At 73.5% G+C, this 15,284-nt stretch carries 14 protein-coding genes; all 14 read left to right on the top strand.

What is annotated here, in order from left to right; genetic code table 11:
• The first annotated feature begins 339 nt into the window (after positions 1 to 339).
• Positions 340 to 1,830 (top strand): FAD-dependent monooxygenase, encoded by a 1,491-nt coding sequence (locus tag OO52_RS34750; RefSeq protein WP_030649967.1) that lies wholly within the window; start codon positions 340 to 342, stop codon positions 1,828 to 1,830.
• 45 nt (positions 1,831 to 1,875) lie between these two features.
• On the top strand, positions 1,876 to 2,205 hold the full coding sequence (locus tag OO52_RS34745) for a TcmI family type II polyketide cyclase (RefSeq protein WP_030649968.1): 330 nt from the start codon (positions 1,876 to 1,878) through the stop codon (positions 2,203 to 2,205).
• Positions 2,202 to 3,473, top strand: coding sequence for a beta-ketoacyl-[acyl-carrier-protein] synthase family protein (locus OO52_RS34740; protein ID WP_030649970.1), 1,272 nt, complete (start codon positions 2,202 to 2,204; stop codon positions 3,471 to 3,473). Before OO52_RS34745 ends, OO52_RS34740 begins: the two co-directional genes overlap by 4 nt.
• Positions 3,470 to 4,684: a ketosynthase chain-length factor gene (locus OO52_RS34735; RefSeq protein ID WP_030649972.1), complete on the top strand. Its 1,215-nt coding sequence runs from the start codon at positions 3,470 to 3,472 to the stop codon at positions 4,682 to 4,684. Before OO52_RS34740 ends, OO52_RS34735 begins: the two co-directional genes overlap by 4 nt.
• A 77-nt stretch (positions 4,685 to 4,761) precedes the next feature.
• Positions 4,762 to 5,031, top strand: coding sequence for an acyl carrier protein (locus OO52_RS34730; protein ID WP_030649974.1), 270 nt, complete (start codon positions 4,762 to 4,764; stop codon positions 5,029 to 5,031).
• A gap of 149 nt (positions 5,032 to 5,180) precedes the next feature.
• Complete coding sequence (gene fabG, locus OO52_RS34725; RefSeq protein WP_030649976.1) at positions 5,181 to 5,966, top strand: 3-oxoacyl-ACP reductase FabG; 786 nt, start codon at positions 5,181 to 5,183, stop codon at positions 5,964 to 5,966.
• 46 nt (positions 5,967 to 6,012) lie between these two features.
• Positions 6,013 to 6,957, top strand: a complete 945-nt coding sequence (locus OO52_RS34720) for an aromatase/cyclase (protein WP_030649978.1) — start codon at positions 6,013 to 6,015, stop codon at positions 6,955 to 6,957.
• 2 nt (positions 6,958 to 6,959) lie between these two features.
• Positions 6,960 to 9,332, top strand: a complete 2,373-nt coding sequence (locus OO52_RS34715) for an SDR family oxidoreductase (RefSeq protein WP_030649981.1) — start codon at positions 6,960 to 6,962, stop codon at positions 9,330 to 9,332.
• 31 nt (positions 9,333 to 9,363) lie between these two features.
• Complete coding sequence (locus OO52_RS34710; RefSeq protein ID WP_051818726.1) at positions 9,364 to 10,824, top strand: MFS transporter; 1,461 nt, start codon at positions 9,364 to 9,366, stop codon at positions 10,822 to 10,824.
• Positions 10,821 to 12,125 carry a 4'-phosphopantetheinyl transferase superfamily protein gene (locus tag OO52_RS46605; protein WP_063738832.1) on the top strand — a complete coding sequence of 435 codons (1,305 nt, stop codon included), beginning with the start codon at positions 10,821 to 10,823 and terminating at the stop codon, positions 12,123 to 12,125. Before OO52_RS34710 ends, OO52_RS46605 begins: the two co-directional genes overlap by 4 nt.
• Positions 12,122 to 13,093: an ACP S-malonyltransferase gene (gene fabD, locus OO52_RS34700; RefSeq protein ID WP_030649988.1), complete on the top strand. Its 972-nt coding sequence runs from the start codon at positions 12,122 to 12,124 to the stop codon at positions 13,091 to 13,093. Before OO52_RS46605 ends, fabD begins: the two co-directional genes overlap by 4 nt.
• A 30-nt stretch (positions 13,094 to 13,123) precedes the next feature.
• Entirely contained in the window at positions 13,124 to 14,692 is a 1,569-nt protein-coding gene (locus OO52_RS34695; protein ID WP_030649994.1) for an acyl-CoA carboxylase subunit beta, read from the top strand.
• A gap of 127 nt (positions 14,693 to 14,819) precedes the next feature.
• A complete protein-coding gene (locus OO52_RS34690; RefSeq protein ID WP_037629886.1) occupies positions 14,820 to 15,035 on the top strand; it encodes an acyl-CoA carboxylase subunit epsilon in 216 nt (71 codons plus the stop codon).
• Positions 15,036 to 15,101: 66 nt separating this feature from the next.
• Positions 15,102 to 15,284 (top strand): biotin carboxylase N-terminal domain-containing protein (locus OO52_RS34685; protein WP_030649997.1); only part of this gene is annotated, 183 nt, incomplete at its 3' end.

Here is a 15,284-nt window from a genome sequence, read left to right as displayed (position 1 = left end):
CCGGTGGCGTCCTGCGCCCGCGCCCGCCCGGCGTCTCCCGCGCCACCGGGCGGCCGGGCCGGTCCGCATGTCTACACGGAATTCATCAGAGGAAACCATTCCGCAGTTCTGGCGGCTCTTCACGGAATCATCTCACGTGAATCTGACACAACTTCGCACAGACCTCACGCTGTCACCCCTGGACGCCCTTGTACCGGGATGCCCGCACAGCGAAGTATGAAGTTGGCTTCCGGAGGCAGAGAACAGCGCGCTGCCGAATCCGATGGCCATTCGTTTCCGCATACAGATTCACGCACATGGCTTTTCCTGAATTCCCTGAAGACGGCCGAGGAGAGTGGCATGGACGCCGAAGTCATAGTCGTCGGAGCCGGTCCGGCGGGACTCATGCTGGCCGGCGAACTGCGGCTCGCCGGGGTCGACGTGGTCCTGCTCGAAAAGCTCGCCGAACGCACCGGCGAGTCCCGCGGACTGGGCTTCACCGCCCGGACGATGGAGGTCTTCGCCCAGCGCGGCCTGCTCTCCCGGTTCGGGGAGATCGAGGTCAGCGACCAGGGGCACTTCGGCGGACTGCCCGTCGACTTCAGCATCCTCGACGGCGCCCACCAGGCCGCGAAGACCGTCCCGCAGTCCCACACCGAGACCGTGCTGGAGCAGTGGGTCACCGACCTCGGCACGGACGTCCGCCGCCGTCACGAGGTGCTCTCCGTCAAGGACGACGGGGACAGCGTGCTGGTGGAGGTGCGCGGCCCCGAGGGCGTCGCCCGGCTGCGCACGCGGTACCTGGTCGGCTGCGACGGCGGCCGCAGCAAGGTCCGCAAGGCGGCCGGCTTCGACTTCCCCGGCACCGCCGCCACGCTGGAGATGTACCTCGCGGACGTGCGCGGCCTCGATCTGGAGCCGCGCATGATCGGCGAGACGGTGCCCGGCGGCATGGTCATGGTCGGCCCGCTGCCCGGCGGCATCACCCGCCTGATCGTCTGCGAGCGCGGCACGCCCCCCAAGCGCCGTACCGAGCCGCCGACGTACCAGGAGGTGGCGGCGGCCTGGAAGCGGCTGACCGGCGTCGACATCAGCCACGGCGAGCCGGTGTGGGTCAGCGCCTTCGGCGACGCCACCCGCCAGGTCACCGAGTACCGCCGCGGCCGGATCCTGCTCGCCGGGGACTCAGCGCACATCCATCTGCCGGCCGGCGGCCAGGGCATGAACACCAGCATCCAGGACGCCGTCAACCTCGGCTGGAAGCTGGCGGCCGTGGTCCAGGGCCGCGCCCCGGAACCGCTGCTGGACACCTACCACGACGAGCGCCACCCGGTGGGCCGGCGCCTGCTGATGAACACCCGGGCCCAGGGGCTGCTCTTCCTCAGCGGCGAGGAGGTCCAGCCGGTCCGGGACGTGCTCACCGAGCTGATCCGCTACCCGGAGGTCTCCCGCCACCTGGCCGGCATGGTCAGCGGGCTGGAGATCCACTACGACGTCGGCACCGGCACGCACCCGCTGCTGGGCCGGCGGCTGCCCCGGCTGGAGCTGGCGCTGCCCGCCACCAGCCGGCCCACCACCAGCTTCGACCTGCTCGCCCCGGGCCGTGGGGTGCTGCTCGACCTGGAGGACACCGCCGTGCTGCGGCGGCGCGCCGAGCCGTGGGCCGACCGCGTCGACGTCGTCACGGCCCGCGCCACCGGTGTCGGCGCGGACAGCCCGCCGGCGGGCACGGCCGCGCTGCTGGTCCGGCCCGACGGCTATGTCGCCTGGGCCGCCCCGGGCAGTCACCACGACCTTCCCATGGCGCTGGAGCGCTGGTTCGGCCCGTCCCGCGCGGACCGGCTGTCCTGACGCGGCGGACCGGCTGTCCTGACGAAAAGGAGAAGTAAGAAAACCATGCACAGCACCCTGATCGTCGCCCGGATGGAACCCGGCGCGCGCTATGACGTCGCCCGGCTTTTCCAGCAGTTCGACGAGACCGAAATGCCGCACATCATGGGCACTCGGCGGCGCGAGCTGTTCCTCTACAAGGGCCTTTACTTCCACCTCCAGGAATTCGACACGGACAATGGTGGCGAGCTCATCGAGGAGGCGAAGACCGACCCGCGTTTCGTGAAGATCAGCGAGGACCTCAAGCCGTACATAGAGGCCTACGACCCGGCCACCTGGCGCTCGCCCGCGGACGCGATGGCCAAGTCCTTCTACCGCTGGGAAGCCGCCAAGTGACCGGCCGTCGAGTCGCCATCACCGGCATCGGAGTGCTCGCGCCGGGCGGGATCGGCGCCAAGAACTTCTGGAGCCTGCTCAGCGACGGGCGGACGTCGACGCGGCGCATCACCTTCTTCGACCCGTCGCCGTTCCGCTCAAGGGTCGCCGCGGAGATCGACTTCGATCCCGAGGAGCACGGGCTGAGCCCGCAGGAGATCCGCCGGATGGACCGGGCCGCGCAGCTCGCGGTCGTGGCGACCCGCGAGGCCGTCGCCGACAGCGGCATCGACCTCACGCGGCTCGACCCGTACCGCACCGGTGTGACCATCGGCAGCGCGGTCGGCGCCACGACCGGTCTCGACCAGGAGTACCGCGTGGTCAGCGACGGCGGCCGGCTCGGCCTGGTCGACCACGAGTACGCGGTGCCGCACCTGTACAACTACTTCGTCCCCAGCTCGTTCGCCGCCGAGGTCGCCTGGGCGGTGGGCGCCGAGGGGCCCTCCACGGTCGTGTCCACCGGCTGCACGTCCGGCATCGACTCGGTCGGCCACGCCGTGGACGTCATCCGCGAGGGCAGCGCCGACGTGATGATCGCCGGCAGCTCGGACGCGCCGATCTCCCCGATCACGGTCGCCTGCTTCGACGCGATCAAGGCGACCACGCCCCGCAACGACGACCCCGAGCACGCCTCCCGGCCCTTCGACGGCACCCGCAACGGTTTCGTCCTGGGCGAGGGCGCTGCGGTGTTCGTCCTGGAGGAGCTGGAGCGCGCCCGCAGCCGCGGAGCGCACGTCTACGCGGAGATCGCCGGCTACGCCTCCCGCTGCAACGCCTTCCACATGACGGGCCTGCGCCCCGACGGCGCCGAGATGGCCGAGGCGATCGGAGTCGCCATGAACGAGGCCCGGATCAACCCGGAGTCGGTCGACTACATCAACGCGCACGGCTCCGGCACCAAGCAGAACGACCGGCACGAGACCGCCGCGTTCAAGCGCAGCCTCGGCGAGCACGCCTACCGGACCCCCGTCAGCTCCATCAAGTCGATGGTGGGCCACTCCCTGGGTGCGATCGGCTCCATCGAGATCGCCGCCTCGGCCCTCGCCATGGAGCACGGCGTCGTCCCGCCCACCGCCAACCTGCACACCCCGGACCCGGAATGCGACCTCGACTACGTGCCGCTCACGGCCCGCGAGTGGCGCACCGACACGGTCCTGACCGTCGGAAGCGGCTTCGGCGGTTTCCAGAGCGCCATGGTGCTGGCCCGACCCGACAGGAGCATCGCATGACGACCCCGGTGGTGGTCACGGGCCTGGGCGTCGCCGCTCCCAACGGCCTGGGCACGAAGGACTTCTGGGCGGCGGCCGTCCAGGGCGAGAGCGGCATCGGCCCGGTGACCCGCTTCGTCCCGGACCAGTACCCCGCGCGTCTGGCGGGGGAGGTGCCCGGCTTCGTCGCCGAGGACCACCTGCCCGGCCGGCTGCTGCCGCAGACCGACCACATGACCCGGCTGGCGCTGGTCGCGACGGACTGGGCGCTCGAGGACGCCGGGGTCGACCCGAAGGAACTGCCCGCCTACGACATGGGCGTGGTCACCGCCAGCTCCTCCGGCGGCTTCGAGTTCGGCCAGAACGAGCTGCAGAAGCTGTGGAGCAAGGGCGGCCAGTACGTCAGCGCGTACCAGTCGTTCGCCTGGTTCTACGCCGTCAACACCGGCCAGATCTCCATCCGCAACGGCATGAAGGGCCCGAGCGGAGTCGTCGTGAGCGACCAGGCGGGCGGCCTGGACGCCCTCGCACAGGCCCGCCGGCAGATCCGCAAGGGCACGCGGCTCATCGTCTCCGGTGCCGTCGACGCCTCGGTCTGCCCGTGGGGCTGGGTGGCCCAGCTGGCCGGCGGCCGGCTGAGCACACGGGACGACGCGGAGTCGGCGTACCTGCCCTTCGATCCGCGCGCGGCCGGGCACGTGCCCGGCGAGGGCGGCGCGATCCTGATCCTGGAGGACCTGGCCGCGGCCCGCGCCCGGGACGCCCGGGTCTACGGTGAGATCGCGGGCTACGGCGCCACCTTCGACCCGCGGCCGGGCAGCGGCCGGGAGCCCGGCCTGCGCCAGGCGATCCGCGCCGCCCTCGCCGACGCCGGCCTCGAACCCGGCGACATCGACGTGGTGTTCGCCGACGCGGCGGCCGTGCCGGAGCTGGACCGGGTGGAGGCCGACGCGCTCACCGAGGTGTTCGGGCCGCGCGGGGTGCCGGTGACGGCGCCGAAGACGATGACCGGGCGCCTCTACTCGGGCGCCGCTCCCCTGGACGTGGCCGCCGCCCTGCTGGCGATCCAGGACGGGGTCATCCCGCCCACGACCCACGTCGAAGCCGCCGCCGAGTACCAGCTGGACCTCGTGACCGGCATCGCGCGCCCGGCCCCGGTACGGGCCGCGCTGGTCGTCGCCCGCGGCCACGGCGGCTTCAACTCGGCCGCCGTCGTCCGCGCCGTCGGCTGACACGCACCGGCTCGCCGGCCTCACCGGCCTCACCGGCCTCGACCTCACCCGACACACCCTCAGCAACGGAGAACCCCATGTCCCACAAGCCGTTCACCCTGGACGACCTGCGCCGCATCCTGCTGGAGAGCGCCGGCGCCGAGGAGGGCATCGACCTCTACGGCGACATCGACGACACCGAGTTCGAGGCGCTGGGTTACGAGTCGCTGGCGCTGCTGGAGGCCGGCGGGCGCATCGAGCGCGAGTTCGGCGTCAGCCTCGACGACGTCGACCTCACCGACATCAGCACCCCGCGCGCCCTCGTCGCCGCCGTCAACGAGCTGCTCGCGGTCGACGCCGCCGCCTGACCCGGCTGCCCCGGACCGGCCCGACCCCCGACGGGCCGACGCCGGGCGGGCCCGGGCCGGCCCCCCCCGGCCCGGCCCGCCCCGGCGCCTCTTCCCGGGCCCGCACCCCCTTCCCGCCCGCACCCCTGTTTTCCCGCAAGGAGACGCACATGACCGAGCAGAACCACCGGGTCGCCGTGATCACCGGCGCCACCAGCGGCATCGGCCTCGCCGTCGCCCGCCTCCTCGGCGCACAGCAGCACCGGGTGTTCATCGGCGCGCGCAGCGCCGACAACGTCGCGGAGACGGTCAAGCAGCTTCAGGCCGAGGGCATCGAGGCCGACGGCACCACCCTGGACGTGCGCTCCACGGACTCCGCCCGCGCCTTCGTGCAGGCCGCCGTCGACCGGTTCGGCGGCGTGGACATCCTGGTGAACAACGCCGGCCGCAGCGGCGGCGGGGTCACCGCCGACCTCACCGACGAGCTGTGGGACGACGTCATCGACACCAACCTCAACAGCGTCTTCCGCCTCACCCGCGAGGTCCTCACCACCGGCGGCCTGCGCGACAAGGCGTGGGGCCGCATCATCAACGTCGCGTCGACCGCGGGCAAGCAGGGTGTCGTGCTGGGCGCCCCGTACTCCGCCTCCAAGCACGGCGTGGTCGGCTTCACCAAGGCCCTCGGCAACGAGCTGGCCCCGACCGGGATCACCGTCAACGCGGTCTGCCCCGGCTATGTGGCGACGCCGATGGCACAGCGGGTGCGGGCCGGATACGCCGCGGCGTACGACACCTCCGAGGAGGCGATCCTCGAGAAGTTCCAGGCGAAGATCCCGCTCGGCCGCTACTCCACGCCCGAGGAGGTCGCCGGCCTGGTCGGCTACCTGGCCTCCGACACGGCCGCCTCCATCACCTCGCAGGCGCTCAACGTCTGCGGTGGCCTGGGCAACTTCTGACGCCCGCCCCGTACACCGACCCGACACATCCCAAGGAGGCCCTTGAATGACGCAGCCCGGCCTGCGCGAGGTGGAGCACGAGATCACGGTCTCGGCCCCGGCCGCCGCCGTGTACCGGCTGATCGCCGAGGTGGAGAACTGGCCGCGGATCTTCCCGCCGACCATCTACGTCGACCACGTCGAACGCGACGCGAACAGTGAGCGGATCCGTATCTGGGCCACCGCCAACGACGAGGCGAAGAACTGGGCCTCGCGGCGCGTGCTGGACCCCGACGCCCTGCGGATCGAGTTCCGCCAGGAGGTGTCCGTACCGCCCGTGGCCGCCATGGGCGGCACCTGGATCATCGAGCCGCTCGACGAGGGCACGTCCCGCGTCCGGCTGCTGCACGACTACCGGGCCGTCGACGACGACCCGGCGGGCCTCGCCTGGATCGACGAGGCCGTCGACCGCAACTCGCGCTCGGAGCTCGCGGCGCTGAAGACCAATGTGGCACTGGCCCACGCCACCGAGGAGGTGACGTTCTCCTTCGAGGACACCGTCCACGTCGACGGCTCGGCCAAGGACCTGTACGACTTCGTCAACGACGCCCACCTGTGGCAGGAGCGCCTCCCGCACGTCGCCTCGGTACGGCTGGAGGAGGACGTGCCGGGCCTGCAGACCCTGGAGATGGAGACCCGCGCCAAGGACGGCTCCACCCACCTCACCAAGTCGTACCGGGTCTGCTTCGAGGGCCGGAAGATCGCCTACAAGCAGGTGACCCTGCCCGCGCTGATGACCCTGCACACCGGCTACTGGACCTTCGCCGAGGGCCCGGCCGGCACCACGGCGTCGTCGCAGCACACGGTGGTGCTCAACACGGAGAACATCGCCGAGATCCTCGGCCCCGAGGCGACCGTCGCGGACGCCCGCGCGTACGTGCGGAGCGCGCTGAGCACCAACAGCCGGGCCACCCTCGGACACGCCAAGGCCTACGCCGAGGCGCGGCGCTGACCATGTCCGGCGACCTCCTGCGCACCCAGGTCCTGGTGGTCGGCGCCGGTCCGGCGGGCCTGCTGCTCGCCGGCGAACTGCGGCTCGGCGGTGCCGAGGTGCTGGTCGCGGAGCGGCTGACCGAGCCGACCACCGAGTCCCGGGCCTCCACCCTGCACGCCCGGACCATGGAGGCACTCGACGCCCGCGGTCTGCTGGAGCACTTCGGCACCCCGCCGAACGAGCCGCTGGGCCACTTCGGCGGCATCCCGCTCGACCTGACCCTGCCCAGCACGCACCCGGGCCAGTGGAAGATCCTGCAAGCCGAGGTGGAGCGCGTCCTTTACGGCTGGAGCACCGGTCTCGGCGCGACCGTGCTGCGCGGCCACGAGCTGCGCGCGCTCACCCCGGCGGCGGACCACGTCACGGCCGAACTCGCCGGCCCACGAGGGCCGGTGCGGGTCCGGGCCGCCTACGTGGTCGGCTGCGACGGCGAGCAGAGCGCCGTACGGCGGCTGGGCGGCTTCCGGTTCACCGGCGCGGACGCCGAACGGGAGCTGCTGCGGGCCGATGTCGCCGGCCTCGACATCGTCAACCGGCGCTTCCAGCGGCTGCCGAAGGGCCTGGCCATCGCCGCCCGGCGCCCCGACGGCGTCACCCGGGTCATGGTGCACGCGTTCGGGACGCCCGCCCGCAGGCGCACCGGCGCACCGGACTTCGCGGAGATCGTGGCCGCCTGGCGCGGCGTCACCGGGGAGGACATCGGCCACGGCACCCCGCTGTGGGTCAACTCCTTCGACGACGCCTCCCGACAGGCGACCGAGTACCGCCGGGGCCGCGTGCTGCTGGCCGGCGACGCCGCGCACCGGCAGATGCCGATCGGCGGCCAGGCCCTCAACCTGGCCCTCCAGGACGTGCTCAACCTCGGCTGGAAGCTGGCCGCCCACCTCGCCGGCGGGGCCGGCGAGGACCTGCTGGACACCTACCACGGCGAACGCCACCCCGTCGGCCGGCGCGTCCTGGGCAACATCCGCGCCCAGGCCCGGCTGCTGCTCGGCGGCGAGGAGGTGGAGGCCGTCCGCGAGGTGGTCGGCGAACTGGCCGCCCTGCCGCCCGCCCGCGCCCACCTGGCGGCGATGATCGCCGGGCTGGACATCGCGTACCCCACGGCCGACGACACCGGCACCGACGCCGACACCGGAGCGTCCGCGCTGCTCGGCAGACGCCTGCCGCCACTGCGCCTCGCGACACCGGACGGCACGGTCACCACGGCCGGCCTGCTGCGGACCGGACGCGCCGTCCTGCTCGACCTGTCCGCGGACGCCACGCGACGCGAGCGCCGGTCGGCCGCCGTACGGCCCTGGCGGGAGCGGGTGTCGTACGTGGCGGCCCGGCCGCCCGCCGGCACCGCCCTCACCGGCACCGACGCGGTCCTCGTGCGACCGGACGGCTATGTCGCCTGGGTGGCCGCGCCCGGCACCCCGGATCCCGGGGAGGCGCTGCGCCGCTGGTTCGCCGCCCCCGACACCCGCACCGCCCCCGGCGTCACCCGAACCGCCCCCGCCCCCCACTCGCCCCCCACCGTCACCGCACCCGGCGCGCGCGCCGGCCACCACACCGACCGAAGGAACACCATGGGAACGCTCACGGGTAAGACCGCGCTGGTCACGGGTTCCAGCCGAGGCATAGGCCGGGCGACGGCCCTGCGCCTGGCCCGCGAGGGCGCACTCGTCGTCGTGCACTACACCGGCAACGAGGAGGCGGCCGCCGACGTCGTCCGGACGATCGAGAAGGAGGGCGGCCGGGCCTTCGCCGTCCAGGCCGAACTCGGCGTTCCCGGAGACGTCCACGAACTCTTCCTCGCCGTGGAGCAGGGCCTGAAGGAGCGCACCGGCGGGACCGACCTGAACATCCTCGTCAACAACGCCGGCGTCATGGGCGGAGTGGCCCCCGAGGACACCACGCCCGAGCTGTTCGACCGGATCATGGCGGTGAACGCCAAGGCCCCGTTCTTCATCATCCAGCGGGCGCTCACGCTCATGCCGGACGGCGGTCGCATCATCAACATCTCCACCGGCCTGACGAAGACCGCCAACCCCCAGGAGATCGCCTACGCGATGAGCAAGGCGGCGGTGGAGATGCTCGCGCTGCACTTCGCCAAGCACCTCGGTCCGCGCGGCATCACGATCAACAGCGTCGCTCCGGGCATCACCCGCAACGGCAACCCGGTCTTCGACATCCCGGAGGCCGTCGAGCAGATGGCGCAGCTGTCGGTCTTCCAGCGCGTCGGCGAACCGCACGACGTCGGCGACATCGTCGCGCTGCTCGCGTCCGACGACGCCCGCTGGATCACCGGCTCCTTCGTCGACGCCAGCGGCGGCACCCTCGTCGGCTGAGCGGACGAGGCCGGGACGAGGGGAGGGGACGATGACACCGACGACGCGTGCGACGGTCGCCGAGGCGGAAGCGGCGGGCACCGGTCCGCTCGGCGCCCGCCTGTGGGGGCTGCTGATCGTGCTGGCCGGCAACATGCTCATCGACGCCCTGGAGGTGTCGGTGGCCGTGGTCGCCCTCCCGTCGGTCGGCACCGACCTGGGGCCGGCGCCGACCTCGCTGCACTGGGTGATGAGCGGCTTCGCCATCGGCTTCGGTGCCGTCATCCTGTTCGGCACCCGGCTCGTGGAGCGGCTGGGGCGGCGCCGGGTCTACCTGGCCGCCGTCACCGTCTTCGCCGCCGCCTCGCTGGCCGGCGCGCTGGCCACCACCCTGTGGTTCCTGATCCTCACCCGCGTGATCAAGGGCGTGTGTGCGGCGCTCACCGCCCCCACCGGGCTGTCGATCATCACCACGACGTTCCCGGCGGGTCCCGCCCGCGACCGGGCCGTCTCCGTGTACAGCCTGTTCGGCGCGAGCGGCTTCTCCCTGGGACTGCTGCTGTCGGGCCTGCTGACCGAGGCGAGCTGGCGGTGGACGTTCGCCTTCCCGGCCCCCGTCGCCGCCGCCCTGCTCCTGCTCGGGCTGCGGCTGATCCCCGGGGAACCGCCCGCCACCGGGGCGCGCGCGGGCCGGCCGTACGAGCTGCCGACCGCGCTGGCCCTGCCCGCCGCGCTGCTGGCACTGGTGTACGGCATCGGCGGTGTGCCCCGGCACGGCTGGTCCGCGCCGGGCACGCTCGGCGCGTTCGCCGCCGCCGTGGCGCTGGGCGCGCTCGTCGTGGTCAGGGAACGGCGCGCCGCGCATCCCCTGCTGCCGGTGCGCGTGCTGGCCCGGGCGGGCCTGGTCCGCTCGGCGTTCGGCGCGGCGGCGCTCAACGGCTCGTACCTGGGGCTGCTGTTCCTCGTCACCCTCCATCTGCAGACCCTGCTGGGCTGGTCCCCGGCCCGGACCGGCCTGGCCCTGCTGCCCGCCGCGCTGCCGCTGGCGCTGTCGGCCGGCTTCTCGGGACGGATGGTGCGCCGGTTCGGGGCGGCCCGGCTGATCGCGGCCGGGTACCTGGCACCGCCGCTCGGCTACGCGCTGTACCTGCGCGCTTCCGTGCCCACCCGGTACGCGACCGACGTCCTGCCCACCCTGCTGCTGCTCGGCGCCGCCTTCGTGCTGTGCTTCGCCGCCCTGCACTTCCAGGCCATGGCGGCGGCGCCGGACGCCGAGCCGGGAGTCGCGAGCGGCGCCTACCAGACGGCCGTGCAGTTCGGGGCCGCGCTGATGCTCGCCCTGGTGGCCGCGCTGCTGACGGCGCACCGGCCCGGACCCGGCGCGTCCCCGGCCCAGGTCCTGGCCGGCCACCGTCCCGCCCTGCTCCTGGTCACCGCCGTCGGTCTCGCGGGCCTCGCCGTCTCCGCCCTCGGCCTGCGGTCCGGGCGGACCAGCGGATCGGGCACGTCATGACGCACGCGACGGACGGCGCGCCCCCGCCGGCGGCGCCCGGCGCAGCCGCGGTGGATCTCTGGCTGCTGCGCTTCCCGGGCCCGCACAGCGTGGGCCGCCGGCTCGCGGTCGATGAGCTCGACGCGCGGGAACGGGCCCGGGCCGCGTCGTTCCGGCGGCCGTGGGACGCCCTGCTCTACACCGCCGCCCACATCGCGCTGCGCCGGCTGCTCGCGGCCCGGCTCGGCCTGCCCCCGCGGGAGGTGACCTACATCCGCGAGCCGTGCCCCGGCTGCGGCGACCCGCACGGACGCCCCGCGCTCCGGCCCCGGCCGGGCTCGGGCCCGCCCGGCCTGCACTTCTCCCTGTCGCACAGCAGCGGACGCGCCCTGCTGGGGCTGGCCACGGTCCCCGTCGGCGTGGACATCCAGCGCATCCCCGCCGCCACCACGACGGAGGTCTGCACCCGTCTGCTGCACCCTGGCGAGCGGGCCGAGCTCGCCGAGCTGCCGCCGGAGCGGCTCGCCGCGTCCTTCGCCCAGCTATGGGCCCGCAAGGAGGCCTACCTCAAGGGGCTCGGCACCGGTCTCGGCCGCCCCCCACACCTCGACTACCTGGGCACCCCCGGCCCCGGCCGGCCCGGGCCCGCCGGCTGGACGGTGAGGGACCTCCCGTGCGGGCCCACCCACCGGGCCGCCGTCGCCGTCAAGGGCGCCCCGGACGGCCCGTGGACGGTACGCCCACTGCCCGAGGAGTGGCTCGACGAGCAGACGCCCGGCCGACCCCCCGAACAGCACACCAGGCCATCCGGCCCCACCCCGGCACCCCACGGGAAGCCGCACGGCTCCACCCCGGCACCTCACGGAACAACGCACGCCTCCACCCCAACTCCCCACGGAACGACGCACGGCCCCACCCCGGCACCTCACGGGAAGCCGCACGGCCCCACCCCGACACCTCACGGAACAACGCCCGCCTCCACCCCGGCACCTCACGGAACAACGCCCGCCTCCACCCCGGCACCTCACGGAACAACGCCCGCCTCCACCCCAACTCCCCACGGAACGACGCACGGCCCCACCCCGACACCCCACGGAAAGCCGCACGCCTCCACCCCAACTCCCCACGGAACGACGCACGCCCGAGCACCGCACGGGGGCGCGCACGCCCACGCTCCAACACCCCACGAGAACACGGCCGGCAACACACCCGCCTGGCCCGAGAACGGGAGCCTCGACGGCTCCGCGCCGCCGGCCCCGGCCCATAGACCGCCGCCCGCCGCCCGCCGCCCCACGAGCGACCACAAGGAGACACCGCTATGACCGCCACCGCCTTCGTCTTCCCCGGCCAGGGCTCCCAGCGGGTGGGCATGGGCCGGGAGCTGGCCGAGCGCTGGCCGCACCTGCTGGACACCTACTACCGGCCCGCCGACGACCTGCTCGGCCTGCCGCTGACCGAGCTGTGCCACCAGGGTCCGGCCGACACCCTCGCCGACACCGCGATCACCCAGCCGGCCATCCTGCTGACCAGCGTGGTCACGCTGGACGTCCTGCGCCGCCAGGGAGTCCGCCCCGCGCTGGTCGCCGGTCACAGCCTGGGGGAGTACGCGGCCCTCGTCGCCGCCGACGCCCTGGACTGGCAGGACGCGCTGCGGCTGGTCCGGCTGCGCGGTCGGCTGATGGCCGCCGTCAACGAGCGGATGCCGGGCCGGATGGCCGCCGTCGTCGGCCTGGACCTGCGCACGGTGGAGGAACTGTGCGCGACCGTCCGGGACGGCGGCGCCGGGGTCGTCGAGGTCGCCAACGACAACGAGTTCACGCAGACCGTGGTGTCGGGACAGACGGAGGCCGTGGACGCGCTGATGGCGGCGGCCCGCACGGCCGGCGCCCGCCGTGTGCTGGCCCTCAACGTCGGCGCGCCCTTCCACAGCAGCCTGATGGCACCCGTGGAGGAGGAGTTCACCGAGGCCCTGCTGGCCACGCCGTTCCGGGACCCGGCCGTGCCGGTGATCTCGACGGTGACGGCCGCGCGGGTCACCAGCGCACGCGAGATCGTGGACACCCTGCGCCGCCAGCTGACGGGCCGGGTCCGCTGGACCGAGTCGGTCACCCGCTTGGCCGCCGCGGGAGCGGACCTGTTCCTGGAGGTCGGCCCCGGCAAGGTCCTGTCGGGACTGTGCCGGCGCATCGCGCCGGAAGTGCCGGCCCGTCCCACGCACGACGCCGCCCACCTCGCCGCGGCCGTCGGCCTGCTCGCCCCCGCCGCCTCCGCCCCCGTCACCGCCGTCTGACCGATCACCGAGAGACCACGGAGGGGAACCATGCCCGCCACCGAGAACAGCACCATCCACACGCGCCTGGACGAACTGGCGGCGATCCGCGAGTCCGTCCTGACCGGCCCCGACCCGGCGGCCACCCGGCGCCAGCACGACAAGGGCAAGCTCACCGCCCGCGAGCGCGTCGAGCTGCTGCTCGACAAGGGCTCGTTCCACGAGGTCGAGCCGTTGCGCCGGCACCGCGCGGCCGGCTTCGGGCTGGAGGCGAAGAAGCCGTACACGGACGGTGTCGTCACCGGCTGGGGCACGGTGGACGGCCGCACCGTCTTCGTCTACGCCCACGACTTCCGCATCTTCGGCGGCGCGCTCGGCGAGGCGCACGCCCAGAAGATCCACAAGATCCTGGACATGGCGGAGGCCGCCGGCGCCCCGGTCGTCAGCCTCAACGACGGTGCCGGCGCCCGCATCCAGGAGGGTGTCACCGCGCTCGCCGGGTACGGCGGCATCTTCCAGCGCAACACCCGCGCCTCCGGGGTGATCCCGCAGATCAGCGTCATGCTCGGGCCCTGCGCGGGCGGCGCGGCCTACTCGCCGGCCCTGACCGACTTCGTGTTCATGGTCCGCGACACCTCGCAGATGTTCATCACCGGCCCGGACGTGGTCAAGGCCGTCACCGGCGAGGAGATCAGCCAGAACGGGCTGGGCGGTGCCGATGTGCACGCCGCCACCAGCGGCGTCGCGCACTTCGCGTACGACGACGAGGAGAGCTGCCTGGAGGACGTGCGCTTCCTGCTCGGGCTGCTGCCGTCGAACAACCGGGAGACGGCGCCCGTCGTCCCCACCGAGGACCCCGCCGACCGCCCGAACGACGCCCTGCTGGACCTGGTCCCGGCGGACCCCAACCGGTCCTACGACGTCCGGGCGGTCATCGAGGAGATCGTGGACGACGGCGAGTACGTCGAGGTGCACGCCCTGTGGGCCACCAACATCGTCGTCGCGTTCGCCCGGCTCGACGGACACGTGGTCGGCGTCGTCGCCAACCAGCCCGCGTCGACGGCCGGCGTGCTGGACATCGAGGCGTCGGAGAAGGCCGCCCGCTTCGTCCAGCTGTGCGACGCCTTCAACATCCCCCTGGTCACCCTCGTCGACGTCCCGGGCTTCCTGCCGGGTGTCGACCAGGAGCACAACGGCATCATCCGCCGCGGCGCGAAGCTGCTGTACGCGTACTGCAACGCCACCGTGCCCCGCATCTCCCTCATCCTGCGCAAGGCCTACGGCGGCGCATACATCGTCATGGACTCCCGCTCGATCGGCGCCGACCTCACCTACGCCTGGCCGACGAACGAGATCGCGGTCATGGGCGCGGAGGGCGCCGCGAACGTCATCTTCCGCCGGGAGATCGCCGCGTCCGACGACCCGGAGGCCACCCGGCGGCAGAAGATCGCGGAGTACCAGTCCGAGCTGATGCACCCGTACTACGCGGCCGAGCGTGGCCTGATCGACGACGTCATCGATCCCCGGCAGACCCGGGAGGTCCTCATCAGGTCCCTGGCCATGCTGCGCACCAAGCACGCCGAACTCCCCGCCCGCAAGCACGGGAACCCGCCGCAGTGAACCCCACGGCGTGCCCCGCGGCACCAGCCCCGCACCGGCGTCACCCCCACCTCGCGCCGACTCCGCAAGGCCCCCCGCAGTCCCCGGAACCGACCCCGCGGCGACCCCGCGGCAAAGGAGTGCCCCGATGACCACCGCCCCGCTGATCCGGATCGAGCGAGGCTCGGCCGACCCGGCCGAACTCGCCGCGCTCACCGCCGTCCTGCTCCAGCGCGTCGCCCCCGGCTCCCCCGTCGCGCCGGCTCCGGCCCCGGCCCCGCGCTGGAGCCGCGCGGGCACCCGGCCCGCCCCCGGCGCCCCGCTCGGCTGGCGCTCGGCCGCCGCCCACTGGTCCTGGCGGTAACGACCGCTCCGGACCAGCCCCGTTGGACCTACGACCACCCCACCACCCAGCCAGGAAAGGAACATCGTGCGCAAGGTGCTCATCGCCAACCGTGGCGAAATCGCTGTCCGCGTGGCCCGGGCCTGCCGGGACGCCGGGATCGCGAGCGTTGCCGTCTACGCCGACCCGGACCGGGACGCTCTGCATGTCCGCGCCGCGGATGAGGCGTTCGCCCTGGGCGGTGACACCCCGGCCACCAGCTACCTGGTC

This window comes from Streptomyces flaveolus, from assembly GCF_000716535.1.
GTDB lineage: Bacteria > Actinomycetota > Actinomycetes > Streptomycetales > Streptomycetaceae > Streptomyces > Streptomyces flaveolus_A.
The sequence above is the reverse complement of the archived record's forward strand: the minus strand, read 5'-3'. Positions and strand labels throughout refer to the sequence as shown.

Coding starts and splice junctions, on each gene's coding strand:
- OO52_RS34750 (WP_030649967.1), top strand. CDS start 340: ATGGACGCCGAAGTCATAGTCGTCGGAGCCGGTCCGGCGGGACTCATG.
- OO52_RS34745 (WP_030649968.1), top strand. CDS start 1,876: ATGCACAGCACCCTGATCGTCGCCCGGATGGAACCCGGCGCGCGCTAT.
- OO52_RS34735 (WP_030649972.1), top strand. CDS start 3,470: ATGACGACCCCGGTGGTGGTCACGGGCCTGGGCGTCGCCGCTCCCAAC.
- OO52_RS34730 (WP_030649974.1), top strand. CDS start 4,762: ATGTCCCACAAGCCGTTCACCCTGGACGACCTGCGCCGCATCCTGCTG.
- fabG (WP_030649976.1), top strand. CDS start 5,181: ATGACCGAGCAGAACCACCGGGTCGCCGTGATCACCGGCGCCACCAGC.
- OO52_RS34720 (WP_030649978.1), top strand. CDS start 6,013: ATGACGCAGCCCGGCCTGCGCGAGGTGGAGCACGAGATCACGGTCTCG.
- OO52_RS34715 (WP_030649981.1), top strand. CDS start 6,960: ATGTCCGGCGACCTCCTGCGCACCCAGGTCCTGGTGGTCGGCGCCGGT.
- OO52_RS34710 (WP_051818726.1), top strand. CDS start 9,364: ATGACACCGACGACGCGTGCGACGGTCGCCGAGGCGGAAGCGGCGGGC.
- OO52_RS46605 (WP_063738832.1), top strand. CDS start 10,821: ATGACGCACGCGACGGACGGCGCGCCCCCGCCGGCGGCGCCCGGCGCA.
- fabD (WP_030649988.1), top strand. CDS start 12,122: ATGACCGCCACCGCCTTCGTCTTCCCCGGCCAGGGCTCCCAGCGGGTG.
- OO52_RS34695 (WP_030649994.1), top strand. CDS start 13,124: ATGCCCGCCACCGAGAACAGCACCATCCACACGCGCCTGGACGAACTG.
- OO52_RS34690 (WP_037629886.1), top strand. CDS start 14,820: ATGACCACCGCCCCGCTGATCCGGATCGAGCGAGGCTCGGCCGACCCG.